Source organism: Spirochaeta lutea (assembly GCF_000758165.1).
Taxonomy (GTDB): Bacteria; Spirochaetota; Spirochaetia; order DSM-27196; family Salinispiraceae; genus Spirochaeta_D; species Spirochaeta_D lutea.
Map to the genome: position 1 here is coordinate 229,403 of NZ_JNUP01000065.1, position 15,417 is coordinate 244,819.

Sequence of the window (15,417 nt, forward strand, 5' to 3'; positions counted from 1 at the left end):
CAGCCGGGATTCGTCAAGGCATTTTTTCTTCGGCCCCGAGTTCGGCCATGGATCCGGAGACCTCCAGCCCCGCAGCGGTGGATTCGTCCCGGGAGAAGAGGGAACGCCCGCGGGCGGTGTCGGTTAGGGCGACGGAGAGGTGGGCAGCCACACTCTCTTTTATCGTCCGGACCATGCTTCCCTGGACCGGGGCCGCGAGTTCCTGGCCGTCATCCCGGTGGGCATGTACCTCTAGGAGCCTGGACCGGGTTCGGATCTGGATGCGGATATCCTGGGGGAGGATCTCCAGGTGAAGGATTCGTGAACCGAGGTAGCTACCCAGGTGGTAGAACCGGTTCTCGGTGTACAGGTAGCCAAGAAGGCCGGTAAAGCTGGAGCCCATCCAGGGAATCCGGGCAATGGAGAGCATGAAGCTGGCCTGGGGGTCGGTTGAGAAATTGTTTGCCTGAAGCCATATCCAGCTGGATGGGAAGGACCGTCCCCAGTCCTTTTCTATGTAGCCCCGGCCGCCGGTAAAATCCAGGGCGGCATCCCCGTACTGGATGGAGCCCTCAAGGTCGTGACCGGCGCTCACCAGGCCGTGGTTACACTCCATGGCGGGGACATAGGAGTAAGGCCCCATGATGCCCGGCCGGTAGAGGCTTTTGGGGTAGGGGATTCTACTGCGGTAGGTCACCTGTCCCTGGATGGGGGTACCGTCGGGTGTGCTGAGATCTAGACTCATCCCCTGGGGGGAAAACAGGTTCTTCCCGATACGCACCCGGTATTCCCGGGGGCTGAGTTCAGCCTGATCCAGGGGGTAGCGGCAATACCATGACGCCCCAAGACTGGTATTGATCTGAACGAAGGCGTGGGAATCGGAGCCGAGGGAAATGCCGGGTATGGCCGCCAGGGTCGTCCGACCGTCGGGTGCTACAAGCTTGTTGTACCAGCCCTCAAAGTAATTTTTTTTACGAAATGAGCCCTGAAAGGCTTCGGAGTTAAACATCTTCATTTATAGTATTGTAGAATAATTTGGGGATTTTCGGGGGAAAAAAGGAGGTACTATGTCCCAGGTCTGGTCTTTGCTGATTCTCGGGCTCTTCGGACCCACCCTTGTTACTGCTATTTTGCTCAATACCCTGCTGCTGCAGATCTTTGATATTCTAGGGCTTCATACCCTCTGGAACTGGATTCAGATCCGGTTCCGGTTTAATCCTCCCCGACGTAGGGGAACCGCCAGTTCGTTAGCCGGGGTGGTGGACCGGGTTGATCGGGTGGTCCGGGCCTTTGTAGAAATGGGATTTTCATCCGATCCGGGTAGACGCCGGGTCATGATCCTCAACGGGAGATTCGGCCTGCGGATTGACCACGCCACGGCGGTGAATTCCAAGAGCGGCAAGCCGAAGTATGCCATGTACGTTGAGGGTACCCGGTTTGAGATGGGGCGATTCATCGGGGCCTTGGCGGAACCGGAGCTCTTCGCCATGAGCCGGGATTACGTTGATAATGTGGTCTTTGATTTCATGAACATGCCGAGGCACTCGGTGTTAGGCAGCATCATCGGCGATACGGTGTTTCGCCTTTCTACCTGGATGGACCGTGATGTCCCCGATGAAATTAGCGCAGAGATCTTCGGTCTCTGGGCAGGAAGCCGGCATCCGGCTTTGCCTGGAGCTGCCCGGAGGCGGGTACTCATCCGGGACCTGTTTACCCTGAACTACGGGATCGATGTGATTCTATCGTTTGTGTATGCCCAGGTTCAGCCGATTTTGGCGATCCTGGGAATCAAGATTAAAGAGTATATGCCGCCGGTGCACTGTAATGCCTTTAGCCTGAGCCGGGGGCTTGCGGGGAGTTATGGGGATGGCAGCCCAGAGGATCCGCGGCCCGGGCATCTCTTCGGCAGGGATTTTATGTTTCCCACCTGTGATGTTTTTGACCAGGTGGCCTGCCATGTGGTGTATAACTTTTTTCCCGATGACCAGGGAGACCAGGAACGGTTATTGAGCCTCAACGCTCCCGGCATGGTGGGCAGCGTAGTGGCCCTGAACGAGCATGCCCAGATTATGGGTACGGACATGGTAAATGGCCGAAACTGCCGGTGGTACAAGCTGGGGGTTAACTCCCTGATGATGGTGCGATGGGCCATGGAGGGTTCGAGGAGCTGGCAGGATACGGTGCGGCGGGTAGCACATACCCCCCGGGCAGTTACCTGGCTCTACCCCTTTGCGGACGGACGCCAGGACCGCGGCGGGGTGATTGAGGCCGGCCGCCGGGAATCACGGCCCCGTACTATGCTGCGGTACGTGCCTGGTTGGCTGAAGAAGAGCGGGTTACTCCCCGACAATGAGTATGTTGAGGCCAACCCCTCGGGCCCATGGAACCAAGGTGCGCTGGTTCGGATGGATGACTGGCAGTATCCCCAGGGATACGGTGATTTTAACCGGGGACTCTTTGAGGATTGGCAGCTGGCCTACCATCCCGAGCGTTTTACGGACCCGGCGGGGATGTTGGTAGATAACCCAAAAGCTCCCGGCCTGCCCCTTGCCTACTATTTCGCCCCCCTCCGGGTAGCCTGGCCGGGTATGTTCGTGGTTACCAATCTGTTTATAACCCCGGAAATGCGTCTGCTTGCCATGAACGACTGGACCGTTCAGGTGCCCGCGGCCTCGAACGAGTACTCGGATTTCCAATGGCGGTATGACGAGCTGAACCGGACCCTGTGCCAGGCCTTGGAGGAGGGGCCGGTATCCTGGGAGAAGGCGTGGCAGTGTATCAACTTCCTTCAACCCTATGACGACCGGGGACACAAGACCCGGAACTTCTTCTATTACGGCATACGTCAGGGCCGGGAGCTGCCTCGGGAGGAGATCCAGGTTGGAGGGAGTGTGAGCCTGGCGGATCTGCACGCTCTGGTAATGAAAACCCGGTACGGCCAGTATGTGGACGAACCGGTTACCCTGGAATTCGGCAGGATTCTCGCAAGCCTGGACGGGTGAAATAATCATATTCCTTGACAGAGCGATACGTGCAACCTACTATTCCTTCGGGGAGTGCCATGAAGCTGCTGGTTTTTGTACTGAATAAGGAAGAATTTCTCGAAGATGTGCTGGAAGCCTATGTGGAAGCCGGAGTTGCCGGCGCCACCCTCTTGGACTCCGAGGGAATGGGGCGTTTTCTTGCCTATGAGGTGCCGCTGTTTGCCGGGTTTAAGGAATTCATGAAGGGCAATAAGCCTTACAATAAGACGATTATCTCGGTAATAAAAAATGATGCGGTCATAAGCCGGGTCAAAACCCTGGTAGATCAGGTTGTCGGCGGCCTAGAGAACCCTGGAACAGGAATAATGTTTACCATTCCCGTGGATTGGGCCACCGGATTAGTTCCCGAAGACGAAGAGGTTTAACCAAATGAGTTTGCTTTGTAAAATGATTTCTCCAGAATGGATTCTTGTGGATGAGGATGCTGAGAATAAGCAGGATTGTATCAAGAAGCTCATTACAGCATTGCAGGCGAGTGGAGACGTTGCGGATCCGGAGAAGTTGTATTCGGATATCATGGACCGGGAAGCCCTTTCTTCCACCTCGGTGGGATCCGGGTGTGCTATTCCCCACGCTCACTCCACCGCCATCGGTTGTACGAGGGTTGCAGCCCTGCGTCCTAAGAAACCAATTGACTTTCAGGGTCCGGACGGGGAGGAAGTGCGGCTTGTGTTTCTCATGGCGGGACCCAAAAAGGATACGGGAATTCACCTGAAGGTTCTCTCTAAGATTGCCCGACTGCTTCATGATCCGGCCTACCGCAGCAAATTCCTTGAAGCCCCGGATGCGGAATCCTTTTACGCCGTTCTCTGCCAAACGGAGACCTAGGCTATGCGGACGGAGCAACGATGGCGGGTGACCCGCTTTTTCATTACCAGCGCCGTTCTATACCTTACCTGGCTGATTTTTACCGCTAGTGTTGAACCCTTTTCCCTGATTGCCGGTGCCGTGGGATCGATATTCGTGGGCTCCCTTACCTATGATGAGTTCATCGCATCCCATGAGGCCTCCCTCAATTCCTTCATGCCCAAGCCCCTCATGTTGATTCTCTATTTATTTCTGCTGTTGTATTCCTTGTACGCTTCCAGCTTCACACTATTGGGAGCGGTATTCCATAAGCGAATAAATCCTCGGATCATCCATTTTAGAACAAGAATCAAGTCCGATTTAGGTAGAATGGTTCTGTCTAATTCCATCACCTTCACGCCGGGAACCATCACCATCGACCTGAATGATGATCACCTGATTGTCCATTGGCTTTTTTGCAACACATCGAATTCCCGCGCGGCGGGGGAGCAGGTAAAGGGCCGGCTTGAGGGGCTGCTGAGGAGGGTGTGGCAATGAGGGAGTTCATGCTGGAGGCGATGCAGTGGATTCTGGCCGGGGCATCTGCAGCGGTCTTTATTCGCTTGATTATTGGACCGACGGGGGCTGATCGGCTGGTGGCCCTCAATATTCTTTCCGGTCTGGCACTGGCGTTTTTGGTTACCCGGGGGGTTGCCCAGGGCCGGGCTCTGTACCTGGATGTGGCGTTGGTTTACGATATTTTCGGATTCCTCGGGTTCCTGGCCATTGCCCGGTTTCTGAAGGATAAGATTTCTGATGAGGACGGTTCCGCCTGATGGAAGTAGTACGAGAAATTTTCGCTGGTATTGCCTTCACCTTGGCGGGGATTTTTACCCTGGGGGGGATCATCGGGTTGTTTCGGTTTCCGGATGCCTATACCCGCCTTCAGGCCGGGTCCCTGGCGGGGACTACGGCGGTGATTTCCGTGTTTCTCGGCGCTTTGGCATTGGCCCCCAATTGGGCAGTCGCTGGCAGGATCATCATAATCATCATCTTTTTTCTTCTCTCCTCTCCCACCGGCGGGCATATTGTCGCCCGGTTTGCCTGGAACTCTGACCTCCCGGCATGGAAGCCCCGGGACCAGAAGCGGAGCGGGCCGGAGCGAAAGAAGAAAGCCGGGAAGGAAAGACGAAGGATACAGCTGTGGAGGGCATTCTTCCGCCGGTTTAGGAACCAGCGGGACAATGCCTCGGATTCTCAGGAAGGAAACACCGAGGGTGAATCATGATAATCCTTTTCTTAGGGCTGATCGTCGTACTCTCGGTGTATACCCTCATTTCTCGGAACCTGCTGTACGGGGTCATGGCACTTTCGGGGATCAGCCTTGTTTCTGCCCTGCTATTTTACATTCTTCAGGCTCCGGATGTTGCCATTACTGAGGCGGCGGTGGGTGCCGGGGTTTCAACGGTAATATTTGTTTGGGCAATTAAGGCAACCCAAAAAAGGGGGAAGGATGAGTAAAAACCGTACCCGCGGGGAATCTCCCTCAAGAATATCGTTTTATATCCAGATAGGCGTTTCTCTGGTTGCGGCTGGAATATTATTGGTTCCCTTGATATTCAGCGATGTCCCCTGGCCCGAGGCCGCCCGGGATTACCTCCAGGGTTCCGCCCTTGAGGATACCGGCGCCGTAAACACTGTGAGCTCCATCTATCTGGGATACCGGGTGTTTGATACCCTGGGGGAGACCATTGTTCTCCTGGTGGCGGTGAGCGGTACAATCAGCATTATCGCCTACAGCGGCTCTGTCTTAGCCAAGGGATTTAATCTGGATGAAGCGAATACCGTCACTCCGGTGGAGGGGATTCAAGGGAGGCGGCTGCGGACGGCTTTAATTGAGGTGGTAACCGGAAAGCTAGGACCAATAGTCCTGCTTTTCGGGGTCTATGTGATGCTTTACGGACATCTTTCACCCGGCGGCGGCTTTCAAGGGGGTGTGGTTATCGCATCGGGGGTGGTGTTTCTATCTCTCGGAGGGCGGCAGGGGGCTTCTACACGACTGACAGAGCCGAGAGTCCTTGCCGGTCTGGAGGCGGGGGCGTTTTTTATTCTCGTGCTTGCCGGGTTGAGCGGCAGCATTCTGGCCCAAGGTTTTTTTTCGAATTTTATTTCCGGTCTGGGGCTGCCTGATGTGGCGTTTATCGTGTTTCTCAACACGGTTATCGGGCTGAAGGTTGGCGCAGGCATCGGTTTCATGAGCATCGCTATGTTAGGGAGGGTACATGATTGAGCGGATACTGTTGGCATTGATCTTCCTTACGGGATTCACCGCCATCATTGGGAATCGCAATATCATCAAGAAGGTTTTTGGTCTAACCATTATTAATAACGCTGTCGTACTTCTGTTCATTATTGAAGGATCGGTTATTGGCAGTGATTCCCCGATACTGGGAGACGGGGTTCGATCTATCGTGGATCCTGTTCCCCAGGCACTGATGCTCACGGCCATTGTTATTGGAGTGTGCATAACGGCCTTGGCCCTGGCTCTGGCCTACCGGCTGCATCGGGCAACGGGGTCATTCAACATCGATACCATCTACCAGCGGCTGAATAGTAATGACAATGATTAATTCCGATATTGTGTATACTCTGGTGGGGCTGCCCCTGCTGGGCTCTGCCTTGGCGCTGCTTTCTAAGGCATTTTGGCCTGGTTCCAAGAACCGGGTTCTTGAGTATGCCGGTGCCTTCATTGGCCTTGCACTTCCCTGGGCGGTGCTGGTATATACCCTCCCTGATGTCCTAGACGGGCATGTGTACGGGGGGATAATCGGAGGTTGGAGTCCCCAGGTGGGTATCCAGTTCCGGTTTGACGGCCTTGCCTGGCTGGTGAACCTTATGGGCTTTACCGTGGCCGGAACCGCTTGGATCTACAGCCTCGGAAAGGGCCCCCGGGGTGCGGGATTCACCTCCGTATTCCTTATTCAGACCGCAGCCCTGGCGGCCACATCCATGACCGCAGATATATTCAACCTCTTTGTTTGTCTAGAGGTGATGGGAATCGCGTCCTACGTCTTGGTGGCTTCCAGTGAGAAACCTGGGGCGATTCTTGCTTCCTTCTCGTATTTGATGGTGAGCGCCACCGCCATGGTTTTTTTCCTGATCGGTATATTCGGGCTTTACCGGCTTACCGGGAGCCTGGGATATCAGGATATCGCTTCCTCCCTGGCTGCCCTTCCGGACCACGGAGGTATAGCCGGGGTGGTATCCATAAGCCTCATTGTTGGTGCCGTGGCTATTAGGGTTGCGATTATGCCGGTGTACGGATGGCTTCCCGATGCCCACGCCCTGGCTCCTCATAGTATTTCTGCGGTTCTCTCCGGGGTACTCATAAAGACCCCGCTTTTTGCGCTTTCCCGGGTGATTCTACTCATTCCTGCCGGGGCAGCCGCGGCCCAGCTCATGGGATATGCCGGGGCTGTGACCGCCCTGGCAGCGGTGATTATTGCTCTATCCCAAAGCGATGCCAAACGGCTGTTGGCCTACCATAGCGTGAGCCAGATCGGGTATGTGGTAACCGCATGGGGGGCAGCCCTCCATGTGGGGCCGGAAACCCCCCAGGGAGCGGCTCTGATGACCGCAGCCTTCCTCCACGCCCTCTTCCATGCCATGTTCAAGGGGCTGCTCTTTTTAACCATCGGAAATCTCAGCGATTCCGCCGGGGAACGGAACGTGTACCGCCTCAAAGGCGGTGCAGCCCTGCTTCGTCGCCAGGGAGAAATTCTGCCGGTTACGGCCCTTGCCTTTATGACCGCTGCCCTGGCTATTACCGCCATTCCGCCCATGAACGGGTATGTGAGCAAAACTGCTCTCTCCTATGCCCTGAAGGGAAGCTGGGAATACTATCTTCTCTTCGCAGCGGGGATCGGAACCATGGCCTCCTTTATCAAACTAGGAAAAACCTTCTTCGGCAAACCCGTCGCCGATTCGGCCCAAGGCCAACTTCAGTCCCAAAACCAACCTCATCCCCAGGGCCAAATCCAGGACCGAAGTGACGACCTGCCCCGGAAGGCCGAGGGATCAAATGGCTCCTCGGGGTTCGTGTTAGTGAGCCAGTCCATCCTCGCCCTGGCCGTTGCCGCTACGGGGATTTTCGGTCCTTGGATGTATCGCTTTGTACTGACCATGTTTGCCTCCGGGGCGGGGGAGAACCTGCAGTATGACCCGAGGGGTATGAAGGGGCTGAGCCTCTACAGTCCCGGGGGTATCCGGAACACTGCGATTATTCTTGCTGCGGGGTTCCTTCTCTATGTTCTCACCAGGACCCGGCCGGGAACCCGGTTGCTGAAGCGGATCAGGGACCGCCAGCGGGGCTTTCACGGCCTCTTAACATCCTTTACCCTGGGAACCCTGGCTATTGCGCTGTGGATGTACCTGAGGTAGGGGCTTTCTCCACGGTGATTCGCGCGAGGTATTCTTGCCCCGCCGCTTCAAACACCAGGGTCTTGGATAAGATCAAGGTTCCATTACTCGTTTTTCCTATGGATTTTAGGGGAATGGTGATTCTAATGGGTAAGGTATCGGGAAGCACCTCGGGTCTACGTGAGGAGTCCAGGAGTACCATGGTCTCGGTGTCCAGATCATCCGAATGAATTTCGACCTGGAGGATCACTGCTTGGTCTTCTTGGGAGGGCTCCCAGTCCACAGAGTAGTCCACCCGTACCTGATCCTTCCAGTGGAGGTAACCGGCACTATCGTCACCCTCCTGGTGAACTCTGGTTAGTGCAATAAGGTGATCCGGATACAGCACCATGTTAGATCCCGTAAGAATCTGTTCTTCAACGAATTGGCTGCCCAGGCGTTTTCCGGTGTCCAGGTAATACCGGGCCACATCGGGCATGATTTCATGAAAATCACCGCTAAAAAACTGAAAATAGGGCATGTGCCAATACTGCCGGGGATAGTCCTGGTAGTTTAGCAGTTCGGCCCCGTGGTCCATGGCCCGGAAGATGAATTCTTTCTTTTCCTCCAGGGGAATATCCGCCTGCTTTAGGTTGGTCAGAAAGGTTGTAAAGAGGGGCTCATCGGTGTAGGTGTTCAGCTGGTTTATATCCGCGCCGCGTTCCACCAGTTCCATAGCCTTCATGATCTGTCCGTCATCCAGTACAGCAATGATCGGGGTATAGTCCTTATACCCGGGTAGATCTGGATCCGCCCCCTGATCCAGGAGGACGTCAGCCGCCCAGTAGGAATCTGGATCTGTTAGGGCGTAATACAGGATATGGTAGCCGTTTTCCAGGCGGTGGGCCATGCCCTGGGCTGAAATATGGGGTGCGAACTCCTGGAACGCCTGGCGTAGTCCCCGGCGGATGAGAGAATGGGCGATGCTGTACTGGTTACCCGGCGGGATGTTCTCCAGCAGCTCCGGCGCCTCCTGTTTCAGGTATTCAACCTCTTCGATGAATCTCTCCTCCGAGGCGTAGGCGCGAAGGAACCAGATGAGACTCCGGCGCTTATCGCCTGCGGTGAGGGAGCGCTGTTGGGGGAATAACTCTATATACCGCTCCAAATCCGGGGCAAAGTTCTCCACCGGATCGTAGCGGGTGTCTGAATCCCGGGCGTCCCAGATGTCGAAGTGTTTGCTATTTATGTAGGTGTGTAGGACCGGATATCCGCCATTGCTCCGTAGATCGGGATCTGCACCGGCCTTGATGAGCACCTGGACATTCTCGAGCTGATCTGAGGCTGCTGCGGTGATTATGGCCGGGGTTCCGTTGGCGGCCCGGGAATCGGGGTCGACACCCCGATCGATCACCGCCTGGACCAGGGTGGGACTGCCGTACTGGACTGCCAGATGCAGGGGCGGCCAGCCGTCGGAATCCTTCTGTGCGGGATCGGCTCCGTACTGAAGAAGGGCCAGGGCGAACTCGGTATCCCGGCGGGCGATGGCGTAACCCAGGGGGGGATCATCGTTGATGTACCCGGCATTCGGATCGGCTCCATGCTTCAATAGCAGCTTCAGGCCCTCCAGAAAATCCCGGGATATGGATACCGTCAGGGGGGTGGAGGAGTTCCTGGCATGGCTGACCTGCACCTCGGCTCCGTGTTCGATGAGAAGCCGCATGGATTCCAAGTTTTTTTCTTGGGTGGCCCGGAAGAGGGCGTTGTAGTTGTAGCTGTTTTTAACGTTGGGATCGAACCCAGCTTCCAGGAGCAGTTTCAGCGCCTGGCTGTTGGGGACTGCGTGATGGGTCCAGGAATACCCGTCCACCGCAGGTGCATCGATGTACTGGTACCGGCGGAGCAGGGAATCTACGGTGCTCAGGTCGTTGTTCGCAATGGCATGGTAGAGATCGAAGTCCTTCCGGTAATAGGGAATGAGGGATTCGGGCTTTTCATCCGGGTTAAAGAGGGCCTGGATGTCCTGGGATACCTTGATTCCCTCCGGGAGGGGGGGGAGGTCCCGGGTGAACCGGGGGAAGAAATCGGGCAGGGACCGTTCGCCGGTTTCCAGGAGGGTTCGGGCCTGCTCTCTGGCTGCGTCCCAATATTCGGCCTGCCACTCACCTCCCTGCAGCAGGCGCCACACCTCGATACCCCTGGTGGTGGTTGCTACCTGGAGGTTGTTGCTGCCACGGTAGAGAATTCCGATTCCCACCAGCTGGGCATGGGCGAGAAGCGGGAAGTCCCAAGGGGTGGCAGCCAGACTCAGGCCGATGTCTTCCATGAGCAGGCGGGTCTCTTCCTCGGTTAGGTACCCTGCGGCGTATCCCCAGCGGACCAGGGAGGAGAGGCGCCCCAGTTCGAAGACGCTGAAGGAGCTTAGGGTCATGAAGGAATGATTTCGGAGAATGAAATCCAGGGCGCCGATATCAGAAGCGGCATCGGGCTGCTCTTCAAGATAGGAATCCCAGAATCCCTCTTCGAGAAAGCGGTTGGGTTGCCCCATCTCCTGGGGATGGTCCAGGAGGATGTCCAGCACCCGGCGGTACAGTCCGGGAAAGCCCTTGGTGTAGGCCAGGTTGTCCAGGGTGGAGAGCAGGTCCTGGCGGGAGAAAACCTCCCAGACCGGTTCCAGGACGGCTTTTGCGTGGGAGGCGTTTTTTTCCGGATCATCCCCGAAGGACAGGGTGGCCGGATCTCGATTATTCGCGAGATTGACTGCACCGGAGGCGAGGATTCCCAGTTGTACCATGGGTTCCCGGGGTGCGGGATCTGACTGGGCTTGCCTGCGGCTCAGGGCATCGTGCAGCCACCGGGATTCGGGCTGTTCCAGGATCGGAGCCTGGGGTGTCTGGGTTGGGGACGGGGTGGCACAGCTCAGGACGATGGCGGAGAGGAATATCAGGATTAACAGCAGGAAGGTAAGCTGGCGGGAAATCCTGGGGACGGAACCGGGGGTAGGGCCGGACCGAGATATGTTCGAAGAAGGGAGTGATTGGCGTACATTCATTGGGTATCCTCCGGGGGTTGATTGAAGCGGGATGACGTTAGAATCTTCCAGGAAAAAAAGAATAAAAGACCGATTACGGGAATGAGAGCCAGAGCCCAGAGTTTGCCCTGAAAGAGGCCGAGGAAGAATACCCGCATGAGGTTTCCGCCGTCCAGAAAGCTGGTGATGGGGCCGTCATACCCGGGAACGGTGAAGCCCACGTCCTGAGCCAGGGTGGTGAAGAGGGGGGCAAGCCCGCTGGCGGTGTAGAGTACGGCGATGAGCACCGGGATGCCGATGATGACCGACCGGATTACGTTGCCCCGGGCGGCTACAGTGATCATGGCTACCAGGCCGACCATATTGGCTAGATCGCCGATGGGGATGAAGCGAACACCGGGAAGGATGAAGGCCAGAATCAGGGCGATGGGTATGAGCAGGATGGCTGAGACGATGACGGAGGTATGGCCTACGAGAATGGCGATGTCCAGGCCCATGGCGGCATCGGCGAGTTTCGGTACCCGGCGTTTCAGGAAGGCGGTCATTTCTTCGGAGACGATCATGAGTCCCCGGCCGAGCAGACCGCTCATCATGGGAAGAAGGGTTACCACCGCGGCGATTTTTACCGCCAGTTCAAGGATATCCTTAACCTCGTAGCCCCCTGCTATACCAAGGCTCAGTCCTATGAGGAATCCGAGGACCATGGGTTCGCCGAGCAAGCCGAGTCGGCGCCGGATGGCCTCGGGATCGGCTTTGAGGTGCTTGATTCCCGGGGTACGCTCCAGGAGCCAGTTTCCTACTAGGCCGATGGGATAGTAGGTCAGGGCCGAGAGGGTACTGATGGTGATTCCCTTGAGGTTGCCGAACTCGGCGACCTGGGGTTTCGCGCCGTCTGCAAGTTTGAGGGTGATGACGGCCAGGATGAGGGCGCTGGCGATGCCCAGGAGGGTGCTTCCGGTGGTCTGCACAATCAGGGCGGCCATGAAGATGAAATGCCAAAAGTTCCATATATCAATGTTGACGGTTTTGGTCCAACCGGGGAGGAGCATGAGGATGTTCACCAGGAGGATCAGGGGGATGAGAATGGCGGCCAGGGGATAGGCCCAGGTTATGGCAGCCAGGGGAGGCCAGCCGACATCCAGGATGGGGTAGTCTAAACCGGTGCGCTCAGCCAGGGCGGTGACCGCCGGCCCCAGAGCCGCAACAAAAAAATCGAAGACCATGAAGATTCCCACGAATCCTACGGCTATGGTCAGGCTGGCCTGAAGGGCTTTTTTAACCGGTACCCGGAGTACCAGGCTGAAGACCAGGATGATGAGGGGCAACATGGTATATGCCTTAAAGGAAAGGATGTATTCGACTATCTGGGTTATCTGTTCCATCCCTGTAGTTTACCAGGGAACCAGAGGTTTGGGCCAGGAAGTTCTTGAAAATGAGCCTGGGTTGCAAGGGGTATGTAGTGCGCAAAAGGTTGTAACTTTATACCCCAGGGACACCACCCCCGGGGCCCGGGAAGGCGTCCTACACTCAAGGCTTTGCTGGAGTTACTGAACCTGGCGGGGAACCGGCCATCCGTATTACTCTATACCGTAATCCCGGATTTTCTGGAGGAGGGTTTTCCTGGTGATGCCCAGTTCGGCGGCGGTATGGGTTCGATTGCCGCCATGGCGGAGCAGGGCTGCGGTTATGGCGTGTTTTTCCAGTTCCCGGAGGGAGGACCCGGCCGGGGGGCGGGAGTCTGGAGAACGGGAGTCCGGGGAACGGGAGTAGGGGGAGGAGCCGGTCTGAGCAGCCGGACGAAGCTCCGGGAGGGCTTGGAGAATCTGGGCCTCGGTGACGCGTCGGTTGTCCGATAGAATGGCACAGCGTTCCAGGATGTTTTCCAGCTCCCGTATATTGCCCGGAAAGCGGTACTGTTCCAGGCGTCGGATGGCCTCGGGTTCGACGGATAATTCAGCCAGACCGAGACGGTTTCGGATGGAATCCAGCAGGATGGCGGTGAGCTCCGGGAGATCCTCAAGACGGTGACGCAGGGGAGGTAGGGTTATAGGGATGACATTGAGCCGGTAGTAGAGATCCGTTCGGAAGGTGCCCTGGGTAACCATTTCTGCCAGGTTCCGGTTGGTGGCGCAGATAACCCGGATGTCCACGGGAATTTCCCGGGGATTTCCCACCCGGCGAACCGTACCTTCCTGGAGTACCCGGAGGAACGCCGCCTGCATGGAAAGGGGAAGTTCCCCGATCTCATCCAAGAAGAGGGTGCCGCCCTGAGCCGTTTCGAAGAACCCCTCCCTGCGGGTTGCTGCACCGGTAAAGGCACCCTTTTCGTAGCCGAAGAGTTCGCTTTCCATGAGTTGTTCGGGTAGGCTCGCCAGGTTGACCGGCAGGAAGATCCGGTCGTGCCGGGGGGACTGCTGATGGATCCACTGGGCGGTAACCTCCTTTCCGGTGCCGCTCTCCCCGGTGAGCAGAATGGTTGATTTGGTGGCTGCGGCCTTCAGCGCCAGGGTGTAGTTTCGGCTGTTCTGGGGTGAGGAGCCCCAGTAGCAGGAGGTTTCGGGGATTTCCCGGGTGCGCCGTTCCAACTGTGCGGTGTGCAGGGTCCTGCGGATACGGAGTAGAAGCTCCTCGGGATCGTAGGGTTTTGTCAGGTAGTCCCTGGCGCCCAGTTTCATGGCCTGCACCGCATCCGCCACCTCGCCATGGGCGGAGAGAATAATGACCGGGGTAGTGATTCCCAGGGCTGTAATCCAGGCTAACAGCTCTAACCCGTCCATGCCGGGCATTCGCAGGTCTAGAAGGATGAGTTCGTAGACCCTACGGCTCAAGAGAGACTGGGCCTCCAGGCCTGAGGCTGCACTCTGGCATTCGAATCCCTCCAGTTCTAAGAAACGGGAGAGACTCTGGCGGACATTTTGATCGTCATCGACAAGGAGGGTGGTCATGGTTTCTCCGGAAGTATAAGGATAAGGGTTGTACCCTGGGAGCCGGTATTCCCCAGGATGAGGTCGCCTCCGGCGGCCTGGGCGAACTGTCGGGAGATTGCAAGGCCCAGCCCCGAGCCCTGGGCCTTGGTGGTGGCGAAGGGGGAAAACAGCCTGGGTAACAGATCCGGATCGATGCCGGGGCCTCGGTCCGTCACGGATATTCGGATGTTACGCCGCCGTATTTCCGCGGTTATGTGGACCGGCGGGGGACTGCCCGCTTGTTTGGCGTTGGTTATGAGATTTTCGAAGATTGAGCGCAGGTGGTCTGGGTCTATGAAGATCCTTCCAGGGATGCCCTGGGGTACAGCAATTTCTTGGGGATACTGGCGTTGTAGATCTGTCATGAAAGATTCTAATGCCAGATATTCGGGCGAACCCTGGGGAGCGACAAGAAGCTGGCGGATCTTTCCGCTGAGGCGATTCAGGCGCTCCACCTCCTGGGTTATGCTCTGGATATCCTGCTGGGCCTCAGGTGGGCTCAGGCGTTCCAGCACCCCCAGGCGCAGGCTGATGGCGTTGAGGGGGTTTTTAATCTCGTGGCTGATGGTCCGGGAGGCCTCTCCAAGGGTTACCAGGCTGCGCTGGGCCTCCAGGGTCTGACGGTACCGCTGATTTGTCAACAGGATCCGGGCGATCCAGGCCATGGCTCCTCCCAGGACTCCCACCAGAACCACGAAGGTCGACCAGGTGAAGAAGGTCGGCCTCGGGGGTGAACTGGGTACTGCCTTGAGGTAGAGCAGGCTGGGCGGGTTTTGTACCGGTAGTTCTCCGGGGAACCCCTGGCCCTCCCGGGGCGGGGGCGGAAATCCCCGGCTTGCAAACCGCCGGAGGTAGATCAGACTATCATCCCGGGATAGACGGCTGAGCTGTTCCTTCGGGGCCTCGGGATCTGCAGTGAGGTGTTCGGGGGCGTCTCCTTGGGCCACCAGGGGGAACCCGGATTCGTCGTAGAGGGCGAATCCGGTAATCTCCAGGGGGAGGTCTCCCGAGGCCCGCTGCAGGTAATTCCCCGAAGGATTTGACCGAACCAGGGCAATGGTTTGAGCCAGGGCTTGTTCGAGCTGGTACTGGGTAAGCAGTCTGCCCCGGGATATCTCGCTCTGGAACACCAGGAAAAACATGGCGGAAAGCAGGAGGAAAACAAGGGTGAGGAGAAAGAGCGTAATTGCCGGCTGTCTGGTTCTCATGGGGA

At 57.1% G+C, this 15,417-nt stretch carries 15 protein-coding genes; 10 read left to right on the top strand and 5 right to left on the bottom strand.

Going from position 1 to position 15,417, the window contains the following annotated elements; translation table 11 throughout:
• Nucleotides 1-13 precede the first annotated feature (13 nt).
• The gene (locus DC28_RS10145; protein WP_037548107.1) at nucleotides 14-994 is read right to left on the bottom strand and encodes a tocopherol cyclase family protein; all 981 of its coding nucleotides are present in this window, start codon (nucleotides 992-994) and stop codon (nucleotides 14-16) included.
• A gap of 52 nt (nucleotides 995-1,046) precedes the next feature.
• On the opposite strand from DC28_RS10145, the gene DC28_RS10150 reads away from it, so the two are divergent.
• The 10 genes from DC28_RS10150 to DC28_RS10195 are packed head-to-tail and all read left to right on the top strand — an operon-like array spanning nucleotide 1,047 to nucleotide 8,249.
• Nucleotides 1,047-2,981 carry a hypothetical protein gene (locus DC28_RS10150; RefSeq protein ID WP_037548108.1) on the top strand — a complete coding sequence of 645 codons (1,935 nt, stop codon included), beginning with the start codon at nucleotides 1,047-1,049 and terminating at the stop codon, nucleotides 2,979-2,981.
• A 59-nt stretch (nucleotides 2,982-3,040) separates the two neighbouring features.
• Nucleotides 3,041-3,388, top strand: a complete 348-nt coding sequence (locus DC28_RS10155; protein WP_037548109.1) for a P-II family nitrogen regulator — start codon at nucleotides 3,041-3,043, stop codon at nucleotides 3,386-3,388.
• A gap of 22 nt (nucleotides 3,389-3,410) precedes the next feature.
• Nucleotides 3,411-3,851, top strand: a complete 441-nt coding sequence (locus DC28_RS10160; RefSeq protein ID WP_037548110.1) for a PTS sugar transporter subunit IIA — start codon at nucleotides 3,411-3,413, stop codon at nucleotides 3,849-3,851.
• A 3-nt stretch (nucleotides 3,852-3,854) separates the two neighbouring features.
• Entirely contained in the window at nucleotides 3,855-4,367 is a 513-nt protein-coding gene (locus DC28_RS10165) for a Na+/H+ antiporter subunit E (RefSeq protein ID WP_037548111.1), read from the top strand.
• Nucleotides 4,364-4,645 carry a monovalent cation/H+ antiporter complex subunit F gene (locus DC28_RS10170; RefSeq protein ID WP_037548112.1) on the top strand — a complete coding sequence of 94 codons (282 nt, stop codon included), beginning with the start codon at nucleotides 4,364-4,366 and terminating at the stop codon, nucleotides 4,643-4,645. Before DC28_RS10165 ends, DC28_RS10170 begins: the two co-directional genes overlap by 4 nt.
• A complete protein-coding gene (gene mnhG / locus DC28_RS15640; RefSeq protein WP_052078744.1) occupies nucleotides 4,645-5,097 on the top strand; it encodes a monovalent cation/H(+) antiporter subunit G in 453 nt (150 codons plus the stop codon). Before DC28_RS10170 ends, mnhG begins: the two co-directional genes overlap by 1 nt.
• Complete coding sequence (locus DC28_RS10180) at nucleotides 5,094-5,330, top strand: hydrogenase subunit MbhD domain-containing protein (protein WP_037548113.1); 237 nt, start codon at nucleotides 5,094-5,096, stop codon at nucleotides 5,328-5,330. Before mnhG ends, DC28_RS10180 begins: the two co-directional genes overlap by 4 nt.
• Nucleotides 5,323-6,099 carry an MnhB domain-containing protein gene (locus DC28_RS16755; protein WP_052078745.1) on the top strand — a complete coding sequence of 259 codons (777 nt, stop codon included), beginning with the start codon at nucleotides 5,323-5,325 and terminating at the stop codon, nucleotides 6,097-6,099. Before DC28_RS10180 ends, DC28_RS16755 begins: the two co-directional genes overlap by 8 nt.
• On the top strand, nucleotides 6,092-6,439 hold the full coding sequence (locus tag DC28_RS10190) for a sodium:proton antiporter (RefSeq protein ID WP_037548114.1): 348 nt from the start codon (nucleotides 6,092-6,094) through the stop codon (nucleotides 6,437-6,439). Before DC28_RS16755 ends, DC28_RS10190 begins: the two co-directional genes overlap by 8 nt.
• Nucleotides 6,432-8,249, top strand: coding sequence for a complex I subunit 5 family protein (locus tag DC28_RS10195; RefSeq protein ID WP_037548115.1), 1,818 nt, complete (start codon nucleotides 6,432-6,434; stop codon nucleotides 8,247-8,249). Before DC28_RS10190 ends, DC28_RS10195 begins: the two co-directional genes overlap by 8 nt.
• On the opposite strand, the gene DC28_RS10200 is transcribed toward DC28_RS10195, so the two are convergent.
• The 4 genes from DC28_RS10200 to DC28_RS15650 all read right to left on the bottom strand — a co-directional run bounded on the left by DC28_RS10200 (nucleotide 8,221) and on the right by DC28_RS15650 (nucleotide 15,412).
• Complete coding sequence (locus DC28_RS10200) at nucleotides 8,221-11,259, bottom strand: ankyrin repeat domain-containing protein (protein ID WP_037548116.1); 3,039 nt, start codon at nucleotides 11,257-11,259, stop codon at nucleotides 8,221-8,223. The two genes, DC28_RS10195 and DC28_RS10200, sit on opposite strands and share 29 nt — an antisense overlap.
• A complete protein-coding gene (locus DC28_RS10205) occupies nucleotides 11,256-12,620 on the bottom strand; it encodes a PTS galactitol transporter subunit IIC (RefSeq protein ID WP_037548118.1) in 1,365 nt (454 codons plus the stop codon). Before DC28_RS10205 ends, DC28_RS10200 begins: the two co-directional genes overlap by 4 nt.
• A gap of 195 nt (nucleotides 12,621-12,815) precedes the next feature.
• Nucleotides 12,816-14,183 (bottom strand): sigma-54-dependent transcriptional regulator, encoded by a 1,368-nt coding sequence (locus tag DC28_RS10210; RefSeq protein WP_037548120.1) that lies wholly within the window; start codon nucleotides 14,181-14,183, stop codon nucleotides 12,816-12,818.
• On the bottom strand, nucleotides 14,180-15,412 hold the full coding sequence (locus DC28_RS15650; protein ID WP_052078746.1) for a sensor histidine kinase: 1,233 nt from the start codon (nucleotides 15,410-15,412) through the stop codon (nucleotides 14,180-14,182). The genes DC28_RS10210 and DC28_RS15650 overlap by 4 nt, the downstream gene beginning before the upstream one ends.
• Between the last annotated feature and the right edge of the window lie 5 nt (nucleotides 15,413-15,417).